General features: G+C 28.6%; 22 protein-coding genes, 1 tRNA gene, 1 rRNA gene, 1 pseudogene and 1 riboswitch. Of the genes and pseudogenes, 15 read left to right on the top strand and 10 right to left on the bottom strand.

Going from position 1 to position 22,942, the window contains the following annotated elements:
- Nucleotides 1-5: 5 nt before the first annotated feature.
- The 9 genes from B3630_RS13260 to B3630_RS13220 all read left to right on the top strand — a co-directional run bounded on the left by B3630_RS13260 (nucleotide 6) and on the right by B3630_RS13220 (nucleotide 6,458).
- A tRNA-Lys gene (locus B3630_RS13260) sits at nucleotides 6-81 on the top strand.
- A gap of 407 nt (nucleotides 82-488) precedes the next feature.
- A riboswitch (glycine riboswitch) is annotated at nucleotides 489-588 on the top strand.
- A 90-nt stretch (nucleotides 589-678) separates the two neighbouring features.
- The gene (locus B3630_RS13255; protein WP_346898908.1) at nucleotides 679-1,416 is read left to right on the top strand and encodes a trimeric intracellular cation channel family protein; all 738 of its coding nucleotides are present in this window, start codon (nucleotides 679-681) and stop codon (nucleotides 1,414-1,416) included.
- A 363-nt stretch (nucleotides 1,417-1,779) separates the two neighbouring features.
- Nucleotides 1,780-2,154 carry a hypothetical protein gene (locus B3630_RS13250; protein ID WP_346898906.1) on the top strand — a complete coding sequence of 125 codons (375 nt, stop codon included), beginning with the start codon at nucleotides 1,780-1,782 and terminating at the stop codon, nucleotides 2,152-2,154.
- A 136-nt stretch (nucleotides 2,155-2,290) separates the two neighbouring features.
- The gene (locus B3630_RS13245) at nucleotides 2,291-2,458 is read left to right on the top strand and encodes a hypothetical protein (protein ID WP_346898904.1); all 168 of its coding nucleotides are present in this window, start codon (nucleotides 2,291-2,293) and stop codon (nucleotides 2,456-2,458) included.
- A gap of 10 nt (nucleotides 2,459-2,468) precedes the next feature.
- A complete protein-coding gene (locus tag B3630_RS13240) occupies nucleotides 2,469-2,642 on the top strand; it encodes a PH domain-containing protein (protein WP_346898902.1) in 174 nt (57 codons plus the stop codon).
- A 71-nt stretch (nucleotides 2,643-2,713) separates the two neighbouring features.
- Nucleotides 2,714-2,831 (top strand): 5S ribosomal RNA (gene rrf, locus B3630_RS13235).
- A gap of 348 nt (nucleotides 2,832-3,179) precedes the next feature.
- Entirely contained in the window at nucleotides 3,180-3,866 is a 687-nt protein-coding gene (locus tag B3630_RS13230) for a polyphosphate polymerase domain-containing protein (RefSeq protein WP_346898900.1), read from the top strand.
- Between the two features lie 26 nt (nucleotides 3,867-3,892).
- Nucleotides 3,893-4,579, top strand: coding sequence for a DUF4956 domain-containing protein (locus tag B3630_RS13225; RefSeq protein WP_346898898.1), 687 nt, complete (start codon nucleotides 3,893-3,895; stop codon nucleotides 4,577-4,579).
- Nucleotides 4,580-4,598: 19 nt separating this feature from the next.
- Nucleotides 4,599-6,458, top strand: a complete 1,860-nt coding sequence (locus B3630_RS13220) for a CotH kinase family protein (protein ID WP_346898896.1) — start codon at nucleotides 4,599-4,601, stop codon at nucleotides 6,456-6,458.
- Between the two features lie 96 nt (nucleotides 6,459-6,554).
- Here the strand turns inward: B3630_RS13220 and B3630_RS13215 are convergent, their stop codons facing one another.
- Complete coding sequence (locus B3630_RS13215) at nucleotides 6,555-7,763, bottom strand: HAMP domain-containing sensor histidine kinase (RefSeq protein WP_346898894.1); 1,209 nt, start codon at nucleotides 7,761-7,763, stop codon at nucleotides 6,555-6,557.
- A gap of 1 nt (nucleotide 7,764) precedes the next feature.
- Nucleotides 7,765-8,436, bottom strand: coding sequence for a response regulator transcription factor (locus B3630_RS13210; protein WP_346898892.1), 672 nt, complete (start codon nucleotides 8,434-8,436; stop codon nucleotides 7,765-7,767).
- 225 nt (nucleotides 8,437-8,661) lie between these two features.
- Here B3630_RS13210 and B3630_RS13205 point away from each other — a divergent pair, with 225 nt between their 5' ends.
- From B3630_RS13205 to B3630_RS13190, 4 genes are all read left to right on the top strand, one after another.
- Nucleotides 8,662-10,722, top strand: coding sequence for a methyl-accepting chemotaxis protein (locus B3630_RS13205; protein WP_346898890.1), 2,061 nt, complete (start codon nucleotides 8,662-8,664; stop codon nucleotides 10,720-10,722).
- A 150-nt stretch (nucleotides 10,723-10,872) separates the two neighbouring features.
- Nucleotides 10,873-11,502 carry a lytic transglycosylase domain-containing protein gene (locus tag B3630_RS13200; RefSeq protein ID WP_346898888.1) on the top strand — a complete coding sequence of 210 codons (630 nt, stop codon included), beginning with the start codon at nucleotides 10,873-10,875 and terminating at the stop codon, nucleotides 11,500-11,502.
- 151 nt (nucleotides 11,503-11,653) lie between these two features.
- Nucleotides 11,654-12,097: a DUF805 domain-containing protein gene (locus B3630_RS13195; protein ID WP_346898886.1), complete on the top strand. Its 444-nt coding sequence runs from the start codon at nucleotides 11,654-11,656 to the stop codon at nucleotides 12,095-12,097.
- Between the two features lie 167 nt (nucleotides 12,098-12,264).
- Complete coding sequence (locus tag B3630_RS13190) at nucleotides 12,265-13,377, top strand: sensor histidine kinase (RefSeq protein WP_346898884.1); 1,113 nt, start codon at nucleotides 12,265-12,267, stop codon at nucleotides 13,375-13,377.
- Between the two features lie 67 nt (nucleotides 13,378-13,444).
- On the opposite strand, the gene B3630_RS13185 is transcribed toward B3630_RS13190, so the two are convergent.
- The 8 genes from B3630_RS13185 to B3630_RS13150 all read right to left on the bottom strand — a co-directional run bounded on the left by B3630_RS13185 (nucleotide 13,445) and on the right by B3630_RS13150 (nucleotide 20,267).
- Complete coding sequence (locus tag B3630_RS13185) at nucleotides 13,445-14,191, bottom strand: ABC transporter permease (protein WP_346898882.1); 747 nt, start codon at nucleotides 14,189-14,191, stop codon at nucleotides 13,445-13,447.
- Entirely contained in the window at nucleotides 14,191-14,844 is a 654-nt protein-coding gene (locus B3630_RS13180; RefSeq protein WP_346898880.1) for an ABC transporter ATP-binding protein, read from the bottom strand. The genes B3630_RS13185 and B3630_RS13180 overlap by 1 nt, the downstream gene beginning before the upstream one ends.
- A 169-nt stretch (nucleotides 14,845-15,013) precedes the next feature.
- The gene (locus B3630_RS13175) at nucleotides 15,014-16,138 is read right to left on the bottom strand and encodes an ABC transporter permease (RefSeq protein ID WP_346898878.1); all 1,125 of its coding nucleotides are present in this window, start codon (nucleotides 16,136-16,138) and stop codon (nucleotides 15,014-15,016) included.
- On the bottom strand, nucleotides 16,138-17,247 hold the full coding sequence (locus B3630_RS13170; RefSeq protein ID WP_346898876.1) for an ABC transporter permease: 1,110 nt from the start codon (nucleotides 17,245-17,247) through the stop codon (nucleotides 16,138-16,140). The genes B3630_RS13175 and B3630_RS13170 overlap by 1 nt, the downstream gene beginning before the upstream one ends.
- Nucleotides 17,248-17,256: 9 nt before the next feature.
- Nucleotides 17,257-18,189 carry an ABC transporter ATP-binding protein gene (locus B3630_RS13165; RefSeq protein ID WP_346898874.1) on the bottom strand — a complete coding sequence of 311 codons (933 nt, stop codon included), beginning with the start codon at nucleotides 18,187-18,189 and terminating at the stop codon, nucleotides 17,257-17,259.
- Nucleotides 18,190-18,362: 173 nt separating this feature from the next.
- Nucleotides 18,363-18,989: a response regulator transcription factor gene (locus B3630_RS13160; protein ID WP_346898872.1), complete on the bottom strand. Its 627-nt coding sequence runs from the start codon at nucleotides 18,987-18,989 to the stop codon at nucleotides 18,363-18,365.
- A 212-nt stretch (nucleotides 18,990-19,201) separates the two neighbouring features.
- Nucleotides 19,202-19,741 carry a rubrerythrin family protein gene (locus B3630_RS13155; protein ID WP_346898870.1) on the bottom strand — a complete coding sequence of 180 codons (540 nt, stop codon included), beginning with the start codon at nucleotides 19,739-19,741 and terminating at the stop codon, nucleotides 19,202-19,204.
- A 154-nt stretch (nucleotides 19,742-19,895) separates the two neighbouring features.
- Complete coding sequence (locus B3630_RS13150; RefSeq protein WP_346898868.1) at nucleotides 19,896-20,267, bottom strand: hypothetical protein; 372 nt, start codon at nucleotides 20,265-20,267, stop codon at nucleotides 19,896-19,898.
- Nucleotides 20,268-20,468: 201 nt separating this feature from the next.
- Between B3630_RS13150 and B3630_RS17465 the strand changes: the two are divergent.
- Nucleotides 20,469-20,573, top strand: a pseudogene (locus B3630_RS17465) (CPC_1213 family protein); the annotation flags it as partial.
- Between the two features lie 414 nt (nucleotides 20,574-20,987).
- Nucleotides 20,988-22,895, top strand: a complete 1,908-nt coding sequence (locus B3630_RS13140; RefSeq protein ID WP_346898866.1) for a cell wall-binding repeat-containing protein — start codon at nucleotides 20,988-20,990, stop codon at nucleotides 22,893-22,895.
- The last annotated feature ends 47 nt before the right edge of the window (nucleotides 22,896-22,942 follow it).

Genomic DNA, 22,942 nt, shown 5'->3' with positions numbered 1-22,942 from the left:
AGTTTGGTTCACTAGCTCAGTCGGTAGAGCACATGACTTTTAATCATGGTGTCCGGGGTTCGATCCCCCGGTGAGCCACCAAAACACCTTATTTTATAAGGTGTTTTTTTATAGGGTAATTACAAGCTCTTATTTCTATATCTTTCAAAGTGACAGTAAAGAGGAGCTAGGTTCCTGGATAAACATTGCGCCTAAAGGACAACGAGTTCTAAGTATGAAAAGCCCTATTGAAAATTACAGGAATATAATATATTGCTTTTAAATTTTGAAATCGTATAGATAATCAAACTAGTATTTAATATTATAAAATATCTTGATTTATATGAAAAATTCATATAAATTAAGTAAGGAAGAAAATTAAACTTAATATTGTATGGATGAATGTTATTGAAGATACTTAATTTTTTAAAAGACTAAGTAACCGTAGGAGAAAGAGTTAATTACAAGCTTTTAATTAACTTGAAACTTTCAGGTTGAATACAATAGCAGGACATAACCCTGGAGAGACTCTTTACATTAATAATTAAAGAGCATCAACGAAGCAACCTTTATAGGGAATCTTTCAGATAAAAGGACAGGGGGTAAAAAGCATTTATTAATTATGTTTTTTACTCCTTTTATATTGTAAAATATTAAATTGTAATATTATTACATAAAAATAGAAAGGGGAATACAATTATGCTATTAATTGTTTTTGAAGTTGTTGGAACAGTTGCATTTGCAATTTCTGGAGCTTTAGTAGGAATGCAAAAGAAATTAGACTTATTTGGAGTTATATTTTTAGGGATTATTACAGCTATAGGGGGTGGAATATTTAGAGATATAACCTTAGGACAAACACCACCAGCTGCTTTTATAAATCCTAATTATTTTATTATAAGTATAGTGGTATCTATAATGGCTTTTTACGGATATCCCAAACTATCTACTATGTACACTACATCTAAAAGAAAAGAAATTATTTCTGAATCTCAGGGGAATAAATATATGAGTGAGGAACAAATACTTAAAATAGCTAATAGAAGAAAGCAAATAGCTATCTTAAAAAAAGTAATATTAATTTTAGATTCAATTGGACTTGCTACATTTACAATATTAGGTGCAAATTTAGCTTTTAAGCAAGGCCATAGTAATATATTTTTAGTAGTTTGTATGGGATTAATTACAGGTGTTGGAGGTGGAATTTTAAGGGATACTTTTGTTCAGGATACTCCAATGATTTTTAAAAGAGAGATTTATGCAGTGGCATCAATACTTGGAGCATCGGTATTTTACTTATTTAACTTTTATGGAGTGAATTACGATGTAACTTTTTGGGTATGCTTCACAATAATATTATTATGCAGAGCTGTATCTATAAGATTTAAATTAAATTTACCAATATTTAATTCAGACAAGTATGATATAAGCTTATAGAGCAATATTTAAGTAGAGAATAAGCTCATATAGATTTTAATAATATATTGGAGTATTTATAACACTAATAAAAGATTTTGAGCAAAATTTCACTTCATATAAATTCTCTTTAAATTTCATCACTTTAATCTACTATAGAGTATTAATAATAGTAATTTTATTTATAATAATTTTATAAGTATACATCACAAAATTATTATGATTACATATTATATTATTAAGAACAGCTTTGAAGCTAGTCCTTAATATATACACATCAATATATTAGTTCTAAACAAAATATTTTATATACTATAAGTTACTATAAAATATTTAGTGATTAAAACTATTATAAAACTGATTAAAAAGTGGGGAGAATATAATATGTTAAATAATAATGAATTTTTTAATTATAATGAACAAGACTATTCAGCAGAAATGTTTGCTCAAGATTACAGATATGGACAACCGGATGGAGTAGATTTTGAACAAGAGTACTTTAGAGGCAAAGATGGAAATTGGGGACATGATTGTAAGCCATCACATCATAGACCATGCCCACCATGTCCACCATGTCCAAAACCATGTCCACCATGTCCACCATGCCCAAAACCATGTCCACCATGTCCAAAACCATGTCCACCATGTCCACCATGCCATTGTTATCCAAACTATAACCAATGCTCAAGCGGAGATGATTGGTGGATAATTTTAATACTATTATTCTGCATATGCCCATTTGGTGGATTTTTCTGGTAAACTATAGTATTATCAATAACTTAAATGTAAATATTTATAAATAAAATATTAAAATAAACAAGTAAAAATATAGAAATGGTCATCACTGTATATTAATATATATAGTGATGACTATTATTTTAAGAGGAGTAGTGATATGACTAGACAAGAAAAATTGTTAAAACTAATTGAAGAGAGACTTATTAAAGATGAAGTTATAAGTTATTGTGTGGAAGGTGCTTTTGAAAGCACTGTAAATGGAAGACAAAACACAATTACAGGGGTACTGGTAACCACTAATAAAAAAAATAAGATTTTGTGGTAAAAGATTTTTCTTGATTTATGATGATATTATAGAATATAAAGATATTGAATATGTAGATGCTAATAAAGAAAAGCTTGGTTATAAAATTTTTATAGCTGGAAAAGGAAAATCTTATTCCATGAAATTTATCATAAGTAAAAATGTACATAATTTTGTAGATAGTATAAATAAAAATTTATACTAAAATAAGTAGATAAAAGAAACTTAAAGATTTAATGATTATTATCTATAATAATGGTAAATAATAATAATAAATCTGGTGAGTATACTATTAGAGGCTACACCCGTATCCATTCCGAACACGTAAGTTAAGTTCTAATAGGCTATATATACTACATTAATGAAAATGTGGGAAAAGTAGTTATTGCCGGGTATAGAACAGAAGCTAAAAACTTTAAAGAAGCAAGATAAAAAAAGGATGTATAATGTTTTATTGATAATATGTTTAGCATGTTTATTAATGAATCTATTATAATCTTAAATTAACTAAAGATTTTATAAGATGACTTTAAAATATAAAGAAGGAGAGATAGTTTTTTATCTCTTCTTTTTTGTGCAAAATTATCTATTATTAGCCAAGTTTATGTTATCAGACAATCATTGGTAAATAAAGATTAAAAATTAAATATATAGGTAATGTAGATAAAAATAAATTTAAGATAAATTTAAGCTAAGTAATTTATTATAGGATTGTACTATATGACACAAGGAGGTGATTTATATGAAACAAGTTAAATTTAGACACGAGATAAAGCATTTAATAAATATTTCAGACTATTTGGCAATTAAAAACAGATTAAAAAATATTGCGCAGTTAGATGAGAATGCAGGAGATAAGGGTACTTATACTGTAAAGAGTCTATATTTTGACAATATTAATAATAAGGCATTAATGGAAAAAATTAATGGAGTAAATAATCGAGAAAAATTTAGATTAAGAATTTATAATGATAACCATTCTTTTATAAAATTAGAGAAAAAAAGTAAAGTTAATGGATTATGCAGTAAGATTGCAACAAGTATATCTATGAATCAATGTGAAGATATAATTAAAAATAATATTGATGACATATTTAAATATAAGGAGCCTATTTTAACGGAGTTATACTCAAAGATGAAATATGATTTATTACGTCCTAAGACTATAGTTGAATATATAAGGGAAGCATATGTATTCAAACCAGGAAATATTAGAATTACCTTTGATAGTAATATTAAGAGTGGTTTATATTCACAAAATTTTTTTAATGATAACCTTGCTACCATAGGAATGCCAGGAAGGAGTCCTATAGTTTTAGAGGTTAAGTTTGATGAGTTTTTTCCAGAAATTATTAGAGATATAATTCAAACAAAAGATAGAGAAAGCTCTGCTTTTTCAAAATATGCAGCTTGCAGAATTTATGAATAAAATTAAGTTATTTGGAGGAGATAAAAATGGATAAAGCACTAAGTTTTAATGATATTTTAAAATCAAGTTTTTTAGAAAAGGCATCTAGTTTTTCAATTGTAGATGTAGCTATAGCCCTAGGACTAGCGCTTGCTATTGGACTATTCATATTTTTGGTATATAAGAAAACTTTTAAAGGCGTAATGTACTCAGAAAGTTTTGGTATTTCACTTATTGCAATGAGTTTAGTTACAACATTAATTATTCTTGCAATTACTTCTAATGTAGTACTTTCACTTGGTATGGTTGGTGCTTTATCAATTGTAAGGTTTCGTACAGCAGTTAAAGAACCTATGGATATTGCGTTTTTATTTTGGTCAATAAGTGTAGGAATTGTTGTAGGAGCAGGATTAATACCTCTTGCGGTAATTGGCTCAGCATTTATAGGAATTATAATTATGGTGTTTGCAAATAAGAAAAGTACTGATAATCCGTATATCTTAGTTGTAAGTTGCAAGGGAGATAGCAGTGAAAATAATGCCATGGAGCATATTAATAAATATGTTAAAAAATATGTGGTGAAGTCTAAAACCGTTTCTGCAGGGAGCAATATTGAATTAACAGTAGAAATAAGATTAAAAGAAATGGCTACTCAATTTGTAAATGAAATTAGCAGTATATCAGGAGTAAACAATGCAGTGTTAGTAAGTTACAACGGAGAATACATGTCTTAATATTTAGGTGGTGTATGAAGTGATTTCAAATAAGTATATAAATATTTTTATAACAATGATTATGACATTAAGTCTAGCCTTGGCTGGAGTAATGGCAACTATTGATATGTCTACAGATGAAGCAAATGCTACAGAGAAAACAACCCAACCAGAGTATATAACAAATCTTTTTAACAAAGATGATATTATGGAAATTGATATAGATATAGATGAGAAACTTTGGAATGAACTAGCAGATAATGCTATGAAAGAAGAATATTATAGTGCCAATATAACTATTAACGGAGAAACATACTATAATGTTGGGCTTCGAGCTAAGGGAAATACAACATTATCACAAATTGCTAATGATGATACTACGGATAGATATAGTTTTAAAGTTAAATTTGATGAATATATCCATGGACAAACTCTTAAAGGTCTTGAGAAATTAGCATTAAATAATATGATGCAGGATACAACTTATATGAAAGAATATCTTTCCTATGATCTATTAAACAAAATGGGAGTTTATACTCCAGCGTTTCAGTATGCTAGCATCACCTTAAATGGAGAGCCTTGGGGTTTATACTTAGCCCTTGAGGTTATGGAAGAAAGCTATATTGAAAGATACTATGGAACAACAGTTGGAAATTTATATAAACCAGAAACTACTAATATGGCAGGAGGAATGGGTGGGGCTAAAGTTGATATGGAGGTGAAAAATGATGCTACAACAAAAGCTACAACAGATACTGCTAAGAAAAATCCTAACCTTAATAATGAAGAAAATTTAATGTCTCCACCGTCAAATCCAGAAATGAACAACTCACCACAAAAAGGTGAACAGGGGGATATGCCAAATAATAATATGCCTATGGAACAAGGCAAAGAAATCAATGGACCTATTGGAAGAAATACTTGTGGAGCAGACTTAGTATATTCTGGAGATAAGCATTCTAACTATTCTACTATATTTGGAAATGCGATTTTTGATTATACAAATGAAGATGACTACGATAAAATAATAGCCATGATAAAAAGCCTCAATGAAGATATTTATGAAATAGAAAAATATTTAGATGTAGATGAAATATTAAGATATTTTGCAGTAAATACTTTTGTTGTAAATTTAGACAGTTATGCATCAAACATGAAACATAATTATTATCTATATGAACAGGATGGAATATGTTCAATACTTCCTTGGGATTACAATTTAGCCTTTGGAGCATTTCAAGGAGGAAGTGCAAGTAATGTTATAAACTTTCCCATTGATAATCCTGTAGGTGATAGTTTAGAAAGTAGCCCACTTATAGGAAAACTTCTGGAAGTAGAAGAGTATAAAGAAAAATATCATGAGTACCTTAGTGAAATAGTTCAGGATTATGTAAATAGTGGAGTATTTACTGAAACAATTAATAATATAGATAATTTAATTGGTGACTATGTGAAAAATGATGCTACAGCCTTTTATACCTACGAAGAATATGTAGCTTCTATTCCTGAGTTAATTACCTATGGAGTAGACAGAGCTAAGAGTATATCTGCTCAACTTTCTGGATCCCAGTCCTCTACTTCTATTGGAAATATAGCTACTAATTTAAATATATCTGCCCTTGGTAGTCAAGGTGGTGGAGGTAATAGAGAGGGAAAGGATATTCCTCAAGATATAAAAGAGAATAATAATCCTGAAAAAGGAGCTCCTCAGGGTACCTTTAATCCAGGAAATAATCCAGGTGATATTAATAGGGAAAATTCTCTAAATAATATGAGGGGAAATACGTCAAATTATACAAACATTAAATCTAATTTAATAATATATGGTATATGTTTTCTAGGAGTCATTTCAGCAATAATAGTAGTGCTAAGGTTTAAAAGAAAAAAATATCATGTGTAAAATACTAAAAGCTATCTCAGAGTATATATCTAAGATAGCTTTTAAATTTATATAATTTAGATTATAGTACTTTTCTGTGTTTTATTATAAATTCTTTCATTCTAAAATAGGAAGTTCAATAATAAAGGAGGTATCTTTTCCTACATTACTTCTGGCATAAATCTTTCCTTTATGACTTATTACTATGGCATTTGCAATAGCTAAGCCTAAACCATAACCACCGGTTTTTCGTTGTCTAGACTCATCAGAACGATAAAATCTTTCGAAAATTTTTTCTAGGTCTTTATCAGGAATTCCTTCTCCAGTATTAGTAATAATGATTTCCATCTTAGATTTTAATTTACTTGAAGTGATGGCAATAGTTCCATTTGGGAAAGTGTGTTTAATAGCATTATCCAATAGAATATTAAAAAGCTTTTTAATTTCTTCTAAATCACCATTTATAAAAAAGTTATCCTTTAAATTGTTTTCTAATTCTATTTTATTTTCAAAGAAAACTGCTTCAAAGGACATAAGTAAATTTTCTAGTACTTTATTTATGTTTATAGGCTGTAGGTTAAGTACTTTTTTATCTTCATCAAGCTTTGCTAAGGAAAGCATATCATCTATAAGATGAGACATTCTATCAGTTTGTAGATCTATATAATTCATCCATTTGCCTTGACTTTCAATAGTTTTATCTTTATTAGATGAAACTAAAGCTAAATTAGTTTTAATAATGGCAATGGGTGTTCTAAGCTCATGGGAGGCATCTGCAATAAATTGTTTTTGTTTTTCAAATACCTCTTTAATTGGCGCTATGGTTTTATAAGCTAGGTAATAGCTTATAGTAAATAATATAATCAAACTGATAAAGCCAGTTATGAAAAAAGTCTTCAAAAGGTTTTTTAATAGATTTTGCTGAGGTGACTTATTTATTAAAGCAATTCTATTAATTTTACGATCTAAGCTTTTTAAGTATGCAAAATCAGTATCTTCAATTTTTATAACTCCTGATGAAGACTCTGTAGATAGAATGTTAACTGCTGATTCAACAAGAATATCTTTATCAACATTATATGGAGTCATAATATTTATCACGTTTAAATTATGGTCAAGATTTATTAGTATACCATTATTAAGGGGACCACCTTTACTGGGTCCACTATTGTTAGGTTCATGGATTAGTGCATTAAGAGAAAAGTTAATTTGTCTTTCTCCACTATTCCAAGTTATAAAGTATATGACTCCAAATATACAAAAAAATACAAAGGTTAAAAGAGACATATTTATCATAATAAATTTATATTTTAATTTTTTAAACATACTACTCCTCCAATTTATAACCAATACCACGAAGGGTGGATATTTTGGATTTAGAGCCCACATAGGATAATTTTTTTCTTAAAAAAGATATATAGACCTCGATATTATTATATTCAGCATCAGAGTCATAGCCCCAAACCTTTGTAATTAAATCATCTTTAGTAACTATTAAAATAGGTCTTTCCATAAAGTATTTTAGGATTTCAAATTCCTTTGAGGTAAGTCGGACAGAGTTACTATTTCCTTCAAGTTCATAGGTAGATAGATTTAAGGAAAAGTCACTAAAATGAAGAGCATTATCATTTATAACTTCAGCTTTTCTTCTACTAAGAGCTCTTAATCTAGCAAGAAGTTCTTCATGAGAGAAAGGTTTTACTAAGTAATCATCTGCTCCATAGTCTAATCCCTTAACTTTATCTTGAATTTCACCTTTAGCAGTGAGAAGAAGAATAGGAGTAGATACATTATTAGCTCTTAGCTCCTTTAGAATCTCTAATCCATTAACTTTGGGTAGCATTATATCTAATATAATTAAATCATATATTCCTGAAAGACCATAATCAAGACCTGATTCACCATCATAAACACTATCGACTATATATTTATTTTTACTGAGAATTTCTTTTAGAGCTTCCGCAAGGTGTATTTCATCTTCAACTAATAATAATTTCATAATTCATCACCCTTTAATTACAAATTTTTAGATAATATTACGTTTTTTTATTTAATTTTATCATACAAATCTTAAATTCATATTAAAATTATTATTTATTTTTAGAAAATAGTAAAAGTACCATATTGTGTAGTAAAGGATGTTATTTTTTGTTTCGATTATATCCATGTACAGAGTGTATATATAGCTATAAATTTTTTTTGTATATAGTAAGGTGGGGAAGATATGAAGGTCAAGAAAAGGGTAAAAAATGAACTGAAAAGTAAGAAAATTAAAAATACTAAAAAAGGAAAACAGAAAAGGATTAGAGGAATAGGAATGCAACTTATGTTAAGTTTTACAGTAATCATAGTATTAGTTGCAGCATTTCTATCTGCTTTTTCTCTTTATATGAATAAGAAAATTATTACTGACAAATCAAAAAGTCTCCTAGAGAATGTAGCTGCATCTATGGCAGGAGAAATAAATCAATTGACAGATAGTTATGGAGTTATAGTAAATCAAATAGCAATAAATGATTTTTTAGTAGATGATACAGTACATAAGAAAGAAAAGTTAACAAAATTAAAGAATATAGCTGAGAAAATACAGTTAAAAGAAATTGCTATAGTAGATGCTGAAGGGAATTGTATAGATACTTCAGGAGAAAGTACTAATATTAGTGATAAGGACTATTTTTCAAATGCATTAAGTGGACTTACATTTGTTAGTGAACCATACTTAGGTACAACTGATAATATGCTAGAAATAGCTATAAGTACCCCAATAAAAGAAAATGGGAATATAAAAGGTGTTTTAATAGCTTATCTAGATGCTAGTAAATTGTCAGCAATAATATCAAAGGTATCCATAGGTAAAAGTGGAAATGCTTATTTAATAAATAGGGAAGGAAATATAATAACTCATAATGATTCATTACTTATAGGAACTAAACTATTGGATACAGTGAAAGATAAAAATGGTTCTGAAAATATGAAACAGATTTCAGGAAAGATGACATCGGGAGAAAGAGGAGCAGGTGAGTATAGAGTAGGTGCTGATGAAAAATATATTGGATTCGCATTTATAGAATCAACAGGGTGGTCTGTAGGTGTAGAAGTAAGTGGAAGTGAGCTATTAGCAGAAATACCAGAATTTCAAATAAAGGTAGTAATTGTATGTATTATTTTTATAGTGATAGGTCTAATATTTGGATACGTAGTAGCTAAATCTATGACTAAAAGATTAGGCAAAATAGGTACTATTGTAGAAGATATGGCAAAGGGTAATTTCACTAAATCTAATATAGTTAAAATGAAAAATGATGAAATCAAAGATATATATACGGCTGTAGAAAAAAGCAAGGAAATTATAGGTGGAATGATTCTAAATGTTAAAGATAGTTCCATGGTTATTGAAAGCGAGGCTTCATCTCTAGCTGCTTTGGCAGAAGAATTTGTATCAGGAGCTCAAAGCATAAGTGAAAGTATAGAAGAAACTGCTACAAGCTCACAAAGGCAGGCAGAAGAATTGGAAGATGTAACTAAAGAACTAGAAGAATTCGATAATAAACTTTCTACTAATATTAGTGACATATATAATATTAGTGATATGGCGGAAAATATTAATAGCAAAGCGGATAAGAGTAATGAGGATATGGAAAAGTTAGCCATGGCCATGAATGAGTTAAGTAAATCCTTTAAAGAGTTTAACAGTTCTATATATAGTATGAAATCTAGTATGGAAACTGTAACAGAAATAACAGAAATTATTAATAGCATATTTGAACAGACAAATCTTCTAGCACTAAATGCGGCTATAGAGGCTGCAAGAGCTGGAGAAGCTGGAAGAGGTTTCTCAGTAGTAGCTGATGAAATTAGAAAGCTAGCAGAGCAAAGCAAGGAATCTACACAAAATATTTATAATGTAATAAATAATGCTATTAAAGAGAGTGAAACTATAGAAATTAAAAGCAATAAAATAAATGGTGAATTAAATAACGGATTAATTAGTGTAGATAATGCTATAGAGTCATTTAAAAATATTGCAGTATTAGTTTTAGATATGGTACCTAAAATAGAACATGTAGCAGTTAGCTCTAAAGAAATTATAGAAGAAAAAAATTCTATTACTGAAAATATAGAAAATTCAACTCAAATATCTTCTGAGGTTTCAGGAAATACACAACTAATAGCTGCATCTACAGAAGAACTTACAGCTTCTAGTGATGAAGTTGCAAATGCAGCAGAAAAATTACTTGGACTTACAGAAAATATGAAAGAGTTTATGGAACAATTTAAACTTTAGTATAAGGTTATTTCAGAGTAATTAAGACTTTAAAATAAATTAATTTTTATTTTAAAGTCTTTTTGTTTATTTTATGGTAAAGGTGAAATACTAATTAATACATGAATTCTAATTTAAATAATAAAGTTATACATTGATAGTGGAGGTATAATGGAAATATTAGAAGAAAAGCAGTTAAATCTTAAGTTTATTAGTATAACGGCTATTTTATTTATAGCAGGAATATGTATTAATTTATATTTTATGAATTTACATGAAAATGAAAAAATTAAGGAAGTAGATAGTAATGAAAAAGATATAGTAGAGAATCATATACAAGTACCATATAGTGAAGAGATTGAAGCATATAGTGAAATCTATGGACTAGATCCTTATTTAGTTGCAGCTATAATCAAAACAGAAAGTGGGTTTGATAAGGATATTGTTTCATCTATGGGAGCTGTAGGATTAATGCAGATAATGCCAAGTACAGGAGAATGGATAGCTAGGCAATTAAATATAGAAAACTTCTCTATAGAAATGTTGAAGAATGAAGATGTGAATATAGAAATGGGGTGTTGGTATCTAAATTACTTAAAAAATCAACTTAAATATACAAATGAAATGCTAGCAGCTTATAATGGTGGCATAGGCAATGTATGTAAATGGCTTCAGGATCCTAGATATTCCAAGGATGGAGAAGTAGTTCATACAATACCATTTAAAGAAACAGTAAACTATATAGAAAAAGTAGCTGTAGTTTATAAAGAATATGTAGACTTGTATAAAAGTGAAAAGTAATTTTTATAAAGAACTATGCTGTAGTATTAAAATAAACCTCTGGAGATTATTAAAATAACTTCCAGAGGTTTATTGATTTTAGTTATAATATTTGAAAATGTGTATAGAATTATAGTAGGTTACTGTAAAATACTGTTAATGAGGTGATGAAATGAGTGATGACTTATTTTTACTTAACAAAGGAATAGGAAGAAAAAAATATAGTATCTATGTACTAGCTTTCTTAATAGGATTTATAATTTTAGAGATTATTGGAACATTTATTACTTTTAAACTTGAAAAAACTGATAATGGATTGCTAATAGCGGCTTCCATGTCTTTTCAGATTACCCTGATAGTTTTTATAAATATAATGTTATTCATTTTAAGTTATAAAAGATTTAAGGATATAAATTTATCAGGTGTGTTTGGAATACTTGCAGCTCTTATATTTGTTCAAATCCCAGTGATAATATTTCTAATGTTTTTTAGAAGAAAAGAAAAATATGAAAAACAAAAGGAAGAAAGTATGGTAAATATCCTTGAGGAAAATGCAACCATAACTTTATGTGAGGGAGAAGAAATAGAAGTCACAGAATCTAACTTAGATCAATAATAAAAATGATTTTCATAAAATAAATTCATAAAAATAAATGTTGAGCATGTATTTAAATTATATAAGTACATGCTCAATATTTTATTCCAGACTAGTGATATATTTTGTGAAAGACCATATTATTGTGATAATATATAGATATAATATTTTGCAAAGGTGGAAATTGCATGATTAATAACAGCGATGATTATTTTCTCACTATAAAATTACTTGGGCTCATATTTAGTACCTATGTATATATAAATTATGGTTCCTTCCAAAGCTCTATAATTATAGGATTACTGTGTTTTTTAATAATAAACATAGCTTTATATTACCTAGAGAATATTAATATTAGGGTATGCTTATCAGCCATATCTTTCTGCATTTCTTATGGACTAGGTATAAAATATAACAGTATATTTTTTACATTAATACCATTTACCTTTTTTGACATAGGTATACTAATGAATATAAAGCTTAGCTATTCTTTTATGGTGACTATCTTGTTTATAACCATATTACCAAAAGACATAGTTATGAATTATTTATTATTTGCAATATTTTACTATATAGCAGCAAAAATATTAATTAACAAAGTAAGTAAAATAGATAAATTATGGAAAGAAAACTTAATGTTAAGAGAAAAAATAGACAAGTATACTAGAGAAGTAGAAAAAGAAAAAAATTATTCAAAACAGATAATATATACCACAAAGTTAGAAGAAAGAAATAAGCTATCAAAGGAAATGCATGACAAAGTTGGACATACTATAGCTTCTAGTTTAATGCATCTAGAAGCCACAAAGTTAGTAATAGATAAAGATAAAAATGAAGCTAAAAATATGATAAATACAACTATCCAAGTTTTAAGGAAAGGTATGGATGATATTAGAGAAACTTTAAAAATAATCAAGCCTTCTGAGGAGCAATTAGGTATAAATAGAGTGAAATCTATAATGGAAGATGCTTTTAGTCATAATAGTTATGGATATACCTTTAATCACTGTGGAAATATAGACAAACTTACCTATAGTCATTGGACGTGTATAATTAATAACCTAATAGAGGGAATTACAAACATAAAGAAACACTCTACCGGTAACAATGCTTCTTTAAATATTGAAGTCCTAAATAAGATTGTAAGAGTATCTATAAAAGATAATGGTGATGGAGCAGTGAATATAAAAAAGAGCATTGGACTTAAGGCAATGGAGGAAAGAGTAATAGACCTTGGAGGTAATATTAGTTTTAATGGAGAAAATGGATTTACTATTATAATGATTCTTCCTTTATCATAAGATCAATATTTAACAAGGATTGTCCTAAATAATTATTTAATTTATTTGGACAATCCTTATATTTACACTATATTCTTAATTGGGACCTTTCATTAAAAAAGCTTTTGTATGAGATATAGGTTGCTATTAAGGTAGCAATTGAAGTAGAAGATAATATCATAAAGGTAACCATTATTTGAAATTTAATTGCCATAAGTGGTGATGATCCAGCTAAAATTAATCCAGTCATCATCCCAGGCAGAGATACAATGCCAAGAGTTTTAGCAGAGTCAATGGAAGGCATTATTGAGAGCTTTATACTATCTTTAAGAATCTCTTTAGATGCAACCTTAGCTGTGGCTCCAAGGGCAAGTTTAACTTCAACTTCATTTCTCTTACTACTAAAGGTAGTATTAAGATTTTTGTAACTGAGATTTATGGCAACCATAGAATTACTAACAACCATACCAGCTACAGGAACTATTTCATTGGGAATAAAGTTAATAGCCCCAGAAAGTACTAATATAGAAAGCGTTATAAAAGCGCCTGAAAATAGAGCAATAAACGATGTTCTAACAGGATTTTTTATGTTCTCACTACGCTTTCTAGTGTTAAGTGCTGCGTTAATAATCATTAGTGTAACTAATAAAATAGTGAATATAGGATTTTCTAAACTAAATACAAATTGGAGTATATAGCCTACTATAACTAATTGTATTATGGCCCTAACCATACTAATAAGTATATCTTTACCTAGTCCTAAATCTTCTTTATAGGAGATGAAAATAGGAATACAAATTAATACTGAAGAAATTATAAGTGATAGAGTACTCATTAAAATCCCTCCCTAGAAATTATTGTTCCATCTTCTATAATAATCTTTTTGTTGCTTAAGCCCTTTATTTGAGATATATCATGGGTAATCCATAAGATTGTATGACCGTTCTTATTCATATCCTTCATAATAAGTTCAACTAAAAGTTTATTTTCTTTGTCTAGAGCTGAAGTAATCTCATCTAGTAAGAGAATAGGGCCTGCATGGAGAAGAGAGCGAATAAGGGAAATTCTTTGTTTCTCACCACCAGATAATTTGTTTATATCTTTACTTAGGTAGTCTTTGTCTATATTAAATTTTTCTAAAAGCATATATATTTTTCTATCATCTATATTTTCCTTTCTAATTTCATAAGGAAAAGAAAGATTATCATATACAGTATTACCAAACAAATAAGGTTGTTGGAAGAAATAATTTATTTCACTTCTTAGTTTAAGAGGGGGGATTTCAGAATAATCCTTATCTCTAAGGTATACATGACCAGAAGTTGGCGAAATTAAGTCTCCTAAAATTCTTAGTAAGGTTGATTTGCCACCACCAGAAGGACCTGTGATAGTTATAAAATCTCCTTCATTAACTTCTAAATTAATGTCCTTTAGAACTTTTGTATTAGCATCTCGAAAAGAAACATTTTTTAAAGATAATATACTCATTATATCCCTTCTTTCAAAGTAAAATTTAAAAATATTATTGTTTAATTATATCATTGAAAGAAAACAATACATAGATAAATCCTCACTAATAATTTGAATTTCTTAGTGAGGGTTTATTATAATGGGCTTTAATACAGTATTTATAATACTTATATTAAATATAAAACTTTTATTGAAGTTTAAACTTAAGTTTATAGGCTGAAGCTAAAAATAGTGCAATGGAAAAGAGTAATAATATTCCCAAATTAATAATAATAGAATCTATTCCCATACCCATTTGAAGCTTAGTTATTCCATTCATTACCCAGTATTGAGGAGTGAAGGGTGCTATAAATCTAATATTTTCAGGTAAGAAATCAATAGAAGTAAAAGCACCTGATACCATGGTAGTGATAGTAATTACAATGTTAGAAAACATACCGTATCCCTTAGAATTAAAAAATAAAGCTACGGAAAAAGTACCAAAGGCCACGGTAACTAGGGCAATTCCTAATAACAAAAGAAACAGAGGAATAAAGCCTACCCCAGTATATATATCTACAAAATAATTTAGAGTTATAAGAGCAATTATAAGTTGAAAGGCTAAAAGTGAGAAGTTTGCTAAGATATTTCCTCCAATATATTGAAAGGAGGTAACTGGCGTAGTAAATATTCTATAGTAAGTTTTATTCCATCTTTCTGATAATACTATATGAGATATAGAAGATGCCCTCATCATGAGAAAGAAAACTACAAAGCCAATGGAAATTTGAGTTAATTCAAAATCATTCTCTAAATCTGATAAGGTTTTGGAAGTGATTTTCACTGGATTATTACTATATTTTAATAAAAGATTTTGATATTCATCATTGATTTTATTAGAATTAGTGCCCAAGTTATATAAATTTTCTACTTGAAGATTTACTATAGAGGTAATAGCATCACCCATAGAACTGTCTTTTTCAGAAAGTACATTAATCTTTTTAGGAGTTCCATTTATAATACTTTCTTCAAAATCTTTAGGGATTTCAATGGTGACAGGAATAGATGTCTCCATCATATTTGATTCAACAGTAGAACTTTCAAGAGGTACTGTACTAATTGAAGAATTATTACTTAAACTACTTATTAAAAGCTTTGATGAATTAGATCTATCTTCATCTATAATACCAATTTTTACAATTCCATTGCTGAAACTAAATAATTTTATACTAAACATTATTATTATTATAGGAATAAATAGCTGTATTATAGAAAGTTTATCTTTAAATATAAGCCTTAGATTTTTTTCTGCCATAACTAATAAAATATTCATTAATAAACCTCCTTTTTATTTGATATAGAGAAAGTAAAAGCTAAAAATAAAATTCCCAGTGCTACAGAGTAGAGAATACTTATATAAAACTTAGAATAGTCCTCATAAAAAGCTATGGAAAGAATAGATTTATTTATTAAGGTTAAAGGTGAAATATAGCGTACTATATCAAGGAGCTTATTACCATCCTCTAAATATATATATCCTCCACCTAAAAAGGTCATAACAGGTATAATTAAGGTATTAAGAAAGAAGGAACCATGTTTTTCTTCTTTAAAAATATATCCAAATAAAATTCCAAGGGTAGTACCAAAGAAATTTAAGGATAAAAGTAGTGCTATAACAGAGAAGTAATCTTCACCCCAATAAGCTTTTAAAACAAATATGGAGTAAAGCATTGCAGGAATCAGTGATATAACTGTTACAATAAAAGTAGAGGTAACTTTAGTTAGTATATAGGAATTTTTAGAAAGGTTCCCTTGAAAGCATCTGGCTTCTATTTTGTTTCTTCTATTATTATAAATGTTATAAAACCCATAGAGAGAACCATAAAGGACCATCATGGTTATTTCTACGATGCCATAATAATCATAGGAGGTGAATCCTTTTTTAGGCTGAAATTCAGTGGCAGTGGTAAAGCCTTCTTCTAAGGTTTCAATATTACCATTAGTAATACTTTTTAGAGTAATTTTTTTAGATATGGAAGTTAGCATACTTATAACTATATTTGTGGAATATTTATTCTTAGAATTTTTATAAACTGTAATATTTTTATCCTTAAGTTCTATCAATATTGAATTAGCAGTTTGAACTTCTTTCTTGCCTTCTTCTAAAGAGGAAATTTCTTTAAAGGTTATATTATTTTTTTTCCCCAGTTCTAAGAAATTATTTAAAATAAGTTTTTCTTCACTATAATCAGAAGTGGTAGAAAGATTGTTCACATATATCACTGTTTTAGGTTTAAATTCATAGCTTGAAGAAAAGGCTCCACTTAAAGTTATTCCAAGGGTAGTCATAAATAATATAGGGAAAATTATCATGGATAACATGGAGGTCTTATCCCTAAGTAGGTCTAATATATCATAGTAAACAACATTCAAAAATTTCATAATTTCCTCCTAATCCCTAAGCTTTTTGCCTGTTAAAGTTAAGAATACATCTTCTAAATCTAAGGTTTTATAACCCATATTTTTAATTTCTATATTATTAGAAGTGAAAAAGTTAATAATGGAACTTAAATTTGATACATCTTTACTGGAGGTTATCAGCACTTTATTTTCATTTAAGGAATAACTTTTTACTCCCTTTATTTCCAAAAGCTTTTCTAAAATAGATTCATTAATATCATAGCCTTCAATTTCTAAAGTGGAATTATCTGAAATTAAAGAGATTAAATCATCCTTAGTTCCCTTTGCTATTAGCTTTCCATTATCCATAATAACAACTTTATTACACAGCTGTTGAACTTCTTCCATGTAGTGAGAAGTATAAATAATAGTACAACCTTCTTTATTAAGGTCCTTTGCCATATTTAATATATGATTTCTTGATTGAGGATCTATTCCCACGGTAGGTTCGTCCATAATTATAATTTCAGGCTTATGAGCTATGGCACAGCCAATATTTAATCGACGCTGCATTCCACCAGATAGATTTTTACACTTAGTTTTTTTATGATCCTGTAAAGAGGTAAAATCTAGAGCATAGTTTAAACCCTCTCTTAAAGAAGCTCCCCTTAATCCATAAAGTTTTGAAAAAAAACTAATATTTTCTTCTACTGTAAGGTTTTCGTATAAAGATATGCATTGAGGTACAATACCCATACGAGCCTTTATTTCTGGTCCATACTTATAAAGAGACTTTCCAAAGATTTCTACATTACCTTTAGTAGGCTTTAGTATGGAGGTGACTATATTTATAGTAGTGGTTTTACCTGCACCGTTAGGACCTAAAAGACCAAGAATTTCACCCTTTTCAATGGATAGAGTTAAGTTATCTACAGCAATATTATCACCAAAGTTTTTAGTTAGGTTTTCTATATTTATTAACATTATAACAACCCCTTTATTAAGCTAAAAAATTGATAAGTATTTTATAAAAATCTTATTGATATTTCTTAGCTGAAATTTAAATATAATTGGAATATCCTATATTTAAATTATATAAAAAACCTTTCCCACTAATAAGTGGGAAAGGTCATAACTTTATATTACTTTCGTCATATTTATATTTTTCCTTTTAAATAATAAACTGCAATTTGGGTTCTATGCTTTAAGTTAGTTTTAGTTAGTATGTTTGTAATATAATTTTTCACAGTACCTTCAGAGATATATAGCTTTTGAGAAATTTCCTTATTACTTAAGCCTTCAGCAATGGACTCTATAATTTCTACTTCTCTTTTAGAAAAATTATTCATATTAGGGTTAGGACTTACTGGAGAAGTTTTAGAAAGAAGCTTATCTATAATTCCATTTTCCACTACGTCACTTCCATTATGAACCACCTTTATGGTGTTAATAATAGTATTAGGAGAATTGCTTTTTAACAAATAACCCTTTGCTCCATTCCTTAATGAAGAAGAAATATATTCATCCTCATCAAAGGTGGTTAATATAATGACTTTAGTTGATGTTACTTTACAAATCTCCTTAGTTGCCTCTACACCATTTAATTTAGGCATACGAACATCTAAAAGGGCCACGTCCACAGAGTTATTACAGCAATACTTAACAGCTTCCAAACCATTTTCACAAACATGTACAACATTTAACTCCTCATCCATGGATAATATAATTTTTAAACTTTCTCTTATCAGTGCATCATCATCACAAATTAAAATTTTAATACTCATAATAACTCCTATAATAAATAAATTTAAATTTTTAATAAAAAATATGATATGTAAAGTTAATACATAGTAGGAGATTAAATTTAATATGCATAAGTTTAATCTCCTACTATATAAATAAATATTTCTATAAAAATCATTAAAAACCTTTATATAATAAAAATAAAATAGCGAGATTGCCCTGGGGGATAGGCATCTACGCTATTTTAAAGTGGTTAATCTAGAGGGTTACAGTATGGCTCAAACCATCCTTGAGGGAATTTACAAAGAGGACATACTCTAGGTGCAGTGTCGCCTTCATGAATATATCCACAGTTAGTACATTGCCATAGAGAATCAGAATCCCCTTTATACAATGTTGAGCTAAGTAATCTGTTGTAAAGAGCACGGAATCTTAAATCATGCTCAGCTTCTACTTCGGCAAGTTCTTTATAGAAGTCTGCTATTTCTTCGAACCCTTCCCTTCTTGCGACTTCTTCATATTCTTTATAAATTGCAGTAGCTTCAGCAGTTTCGCCCATAAAGGCATTCATTAAGTTTTCTTCTGTAGAGTTTACTTCACCTAGAAATTCACCATAGACTCTTCTAGCATGAGCAAGTTCATTAAATGCAGTTTCATCAAAAACTTGAGCTACATAGTGAAGACCTTCACTTCTAGCTTTTTCTGCATACAATGTATATTTAGTGTTAGCCTTACTCTCTCCAGTAAAAGTCTTTTTTAGATTTTTTTCAGTTTGGCTTCCGTAAAATTCCATGTAAATCTCCTAAAAAGTACTATCTATATATAATATATTAGTAGGTACTTTAAAGGTTACAAAAAATAGACTATGAAACAGTAAATTAAGTTTCATAGTCTATTTTTTATTTATGCACTCATCAATATCCATAATAAATCCTTACATAAAAATTTTACTCTTCATAGTAACTAAAACAATAAAATAAGCAATTTTTATAATGTGGCAGATCACTTTCAAGGATAACATGACCATTGTCAGGCATCTTTGAATAGAATTTCTTAGTACCATCTTCAAATCTAATTTCTATAGTTCTAAGCCTTTTGAATAGTTCATTAGCTAGTTCATAATCAATAGGCTTAATTATTCTCCATGTATCATTTAGACTTACATGCTTATCTTTTGCAAGTTTTACACGTCTATGAATGATAAATTTTTCTGGACCTCTAAGCTCTAAAGTATGTCCTTCAGCATTAATAGCTCTGTAAGTTGGATGAGAATCTAAAATTTGAAAAGCTTCTAAAGTTGATAAATTGTATTCCATCATATAATACCCTCCTTTAAATTATTTTTTATAATAAGTTTACTCTTAATATATAAGTATAATACTATAATTATATCATAATATGATTATAATTGGAGGTAAATATTGTAAAATATATTATCTTTAATACTAAAAGTTTTAAAAAGTATAAACTAAGGATTTGTGGTTATTCTAATATTACAAAGGGGTGATACCGTGACAAATATGAAAAGAACACAAAATAATAAAAAAGAAGATGGACATTTTAAGAAGAAAAATATAAATCATGATCCTCAAGTAGAAAGTGCAAAAGCTGTATTTAATGGGCCTAAGGTTGAATACAATGGTCCTAAAGCAAAGGAGCATGATCCAAAGGATTTTATTATTTAAAGTAAGAATTAAAAGGTATATCATAGTGATGAAAGTCATTAGGATATACCTTTTATAAGTTATATCTCTAATTAATTCCATTACTATTAGATTTAATACTCCATCTTAAGCTAGGAACTCTGTTTACAAAGATTTAAATTCGTATTAATTATTATATGAGGATGCTATATTATAAAAGTTTACAAATTACTCCTAATTTATATGTTATAATGTATAAGTAACAGTGTAAAAGTAAAAATTCCACATAATTTATCAAAAATCAAAAGGATATGAATGATATATGTAGAATAAAATTATTGGTGACTATATTTTAGTAATAAAATGTATAATTATGTATAATAGGGGGAAAGAAGAGTGAAAAGAAGTAAAATTCGTATTAGAAAGCTACTATGTGCAATAACTGCAGTGTTAACAATTACTATGGTATCTCCAGTTAGTAGATTAGCTGTAGCAGAAGATGGTGGTATAACTAATACAGAAAGTCAATTACAAACCATACTAAGTGAAAATGAAGGGGCTAATTTACAAGTGAAAAATGGATTATCCATTGATATTGGACAAGCAATTGATCATACTAGCCTTTTAGTAGAAGAAGAAGCTTCAATTCCTTTTAAATTAAGTTCCAGAGATGAAAGTATAGTCAAAGTAGACGAAAATGGCAAATTTGTAGGGGTAGCTACAGGGGAAACCTTTATACTACTTGAAAGTGAAGGTGGTTCTTATCTGTACCAAGTATTAGTAAAAGAACCAACTAAACAAGTAATGTCAGCCAGAACTTTAACAGCGACCACTGGAAAAACGATAACAACTAACAGTAACTATAGAGTATTTATTGATGCTGGACATGGTGGAAGTGAGCCTGGAGCTTGCGCAAATGGGTTAAAAGAAAAAGATTTAACTTTAGCTATATCAGAGAAGGTTCAAAGAATTCTTCAAGCACAAGGAATAGAAGTAGTAATGCGTAGAACTACAGATACCTATTTAGATTTTAGAAAAATTAGTTCCGTTGCTAATAACTCAGGAGCTGATGCCTTTGCATCTATTCATATAAATTCAGCAACTACAACTGCTGCCTATGGAATAGAAACTTATTATGGAACTAATAGATTTGATTCTAAGCCACTTGCAGAATCTGTGCAAAAACAATTAATAAGAAGTACAGGAGCTTATGATAGAGGGGTAAAGATTAATGGTTATAATGTAGTTGAAGATACAATAATGCCATCAATTTTAACAGAATGTGGTTTTATAAGTAATAAAAGTGAAGCAATTAAAATGAGCACTAATTCTTATCAAGAATTATTAGCTAGTGGTATAGCTAATGGTATAAATAATTATTTAAAAGCTAATGTAACCCTTTCTTCAACCCCAGGAGAGAGAATATATGGAGCTACAAGATTTGAGACATCTTATCTAGCAGCAAAAAAAGGATGGACGACTTCAGATACGGTAATAATAGCACCGGGAATGAGTTATCCAGATGCATTGTGTTCAGGACCACTAGCAGCAAAAAATAATGCACCAATTTTACTAGCAAGAAATGAATCTTTAAGTAGTCAAAGTGAGTTAAAAAACTTACTCTCTAGTTTAAAGGTAAAAAAAGCTATTATAGTTGGGGGACCTACTGTCCTTTCAACATCCTTTGAAAAAGAAATTAAGTCTATGTCTATATCTACGGAAAGATTAGGAGGTTTAAATAGATATGAGACCTCTGTGAAAATTGCTCAGGCAGTGGGTACTAACGGTGAAGTGGCCATTGCAACAGGTGAAGGATTTGCAGACAGCCTCTCTATATCAGCTGTAGCAGGTATAAGAAGAATGCCTATACTTTTAACTGAAAAAAGTGTATTAACAGGTACAGTGAAAAATTATTTAGATAAGCAATCTATTACTAGAAGTTATATAATAGGGGGAACCACTGTTATATCAGATAGTGTAGCTAAAAGTGTAAAAAGTCCAGAGAGAATTGGTGGAGCTAATAGATACGAAACTAATGAGAAAATTTTCAACAAATTTAAAGGAAGTTTAACTAGTAGTGAAATGTTTATGGCTCTAGGTACAAATTTCCCAGATGCTCTTTCTATTTCAGCTTTAGCAGCACAAAAAAAATCTTTTGTACTATTAACAAATACAACTGCTGTAGAAACACCAGTAATGAATGTAGTTACACAAAATAGAGATAGAATAAGTAAAATGTATATAGTAAGTGGACCACAGTTTATAACAAGTACTATATTAAATAAATTAAGAATTAAATTATAAAAAATTAATTTTAAAAAATGTCTTAACTAAAGGTTAAGGCATTTTTT

Origin of the sequence: Clostridium sp. UBA7503, assembly GCF_002477055.1 — a bacterium.
Taxonomy (GTDB): domain Bacteria; phylum Bacillota; class Clostridia; order Clostridiales; family Clostridiaceae; genus Clostridium_J; species Clostridium_J sulfidigenes.
This window is presented reverse-complemented; position numbering and strand designations above follow the sequence as displayed.

Bases quoted from the DNA above. Each gene is read 5' to 3' on its own strand.
- B3630_RS13200 (WP_346898888.1), top strand. From the start codon at position 10,873: ATGGAAATATTAGAAGAAAAGCAGTTAAATCTTAAGTTTATTAGTATA.
- B3630_RS13215 (WP_346898894.1), bottom strand. From the start codon at position 7,763: ATGTTTAAAAAATTAAAATATAAATTTATTATGATAAATATGTCTCTT.
- B3630_RS13175 (WP_346898878.1), bottom strand. From the start codon at position 16,138: ATGAATATTTTATTAGTTATGGCAGAAAAAAATCTAAGGCTTATATTT.
- B3630_RS13230 (WP_346898900.1), top strand. From the start codon at position 3,180: ATGAAACAAGTTAAATTTAGACACGAGATAAAGCATTTAATAAATATT.
- B3630_RS13225 (WP_346898898.1), top strand. From the start codon at position 3,893: ATGGATAAAGCACTAAGTTTTAATGATATTTTAAAATCAAGTTTTTTA.
- B3630_RS13205 (WP_346898890.1), top strand. From the start codon at position 8,662: ATGAAGGTCAAGAAAAGGGTAAAAAATGAACTGAAAAGTAAGAAAATT.
- B3630_RS13185 (WP_346898882.1), bottom strand. From the start codon at position 14,191: ATGAGTACTCTATCACTTATAATTTCTTCAGTATTAATTTGTATTCCT.
- B3630_RS13255 (WP_346898908.1), top strand. From the start codon at position 679: ATGCTATTAATTGTTTTTGAAGTTGTTGGAACAGTTGCATTTGCAATT.
- B3630_RS13180 (WP_346898880.1), bottom strand. From the start codon at position 14,844: ATGAGTATATTATCTTTAAAAAATGTTTCTTTTCGAGATGCTAATACA.
- B3630_RS13210 (WP_346898892.1), bottom strand. From the start codon at position 8,436: ATGAAATTATTATTAGTTGAAGATGAAATACACCTTGCGGAAGCTCTA.
- B3630_RS13170 (WP_346898876.1), bottom strand. From the start codon at position 17,247: ATGAAATTTTTGAATGTTGTTTACTATGATATATTAGACCTACTTAGG.
- B3630_RS13195 (WP_346898886.1), top strand. From the start codon at position 11,654: ATGAGTGATGACTTATTTTTACTTAACAAAGGAATAGGAAGAAAAAAA.
- B3630_RS13150 (WP_346898868.1), bottom strand. From the start codon at position 20,267: ATGATGGAATACAATTTATCAACTTTAGAAGCTTTTCAAATTTTAGAT.
- B3630_RS13245 (WP_346898904.1), top strand. From the start codon at position 2,291: ATGACTAGACAAGAAAAATTGTTAAAACTAATTGAAGAGAGACTTATT.
- B3630_RS13165 (WP_346898874.1), bottom strand. From the start codon at position 18,189: ATGTTAATAAATATAGAAAACCTAACTAAAAACTTTGGTGATAATATT.
- B3630_RS13190 (WP_346898884.1), top strand. From the start codon at position 12,265: ATGATTAATAACAGCGATGATTATTTTCTCACTATAAAATTACTTGGG.
- B3630_RS13160 (WP_346898872.1), bottom strand. From the start codon at position 18,989: ATGAGTATTAAAATTTTAATTTGTGATGATGATGCACTGATAAGAGAA.
- B3630_RS13250 (WP_346898906.1), top strand. From the start codon at position 1,780: ATGTTAAATAATAATGAATTTTTTAATTATAATGAACAAGACTATTCA.
- B3630_RS13155 (WP_346898870.1), bottom strand. From the start codon at position 19,741: ATGGAATTTTACGGAAGCCAAACTGAAAAAAATCTAAAAAAGACTTTT.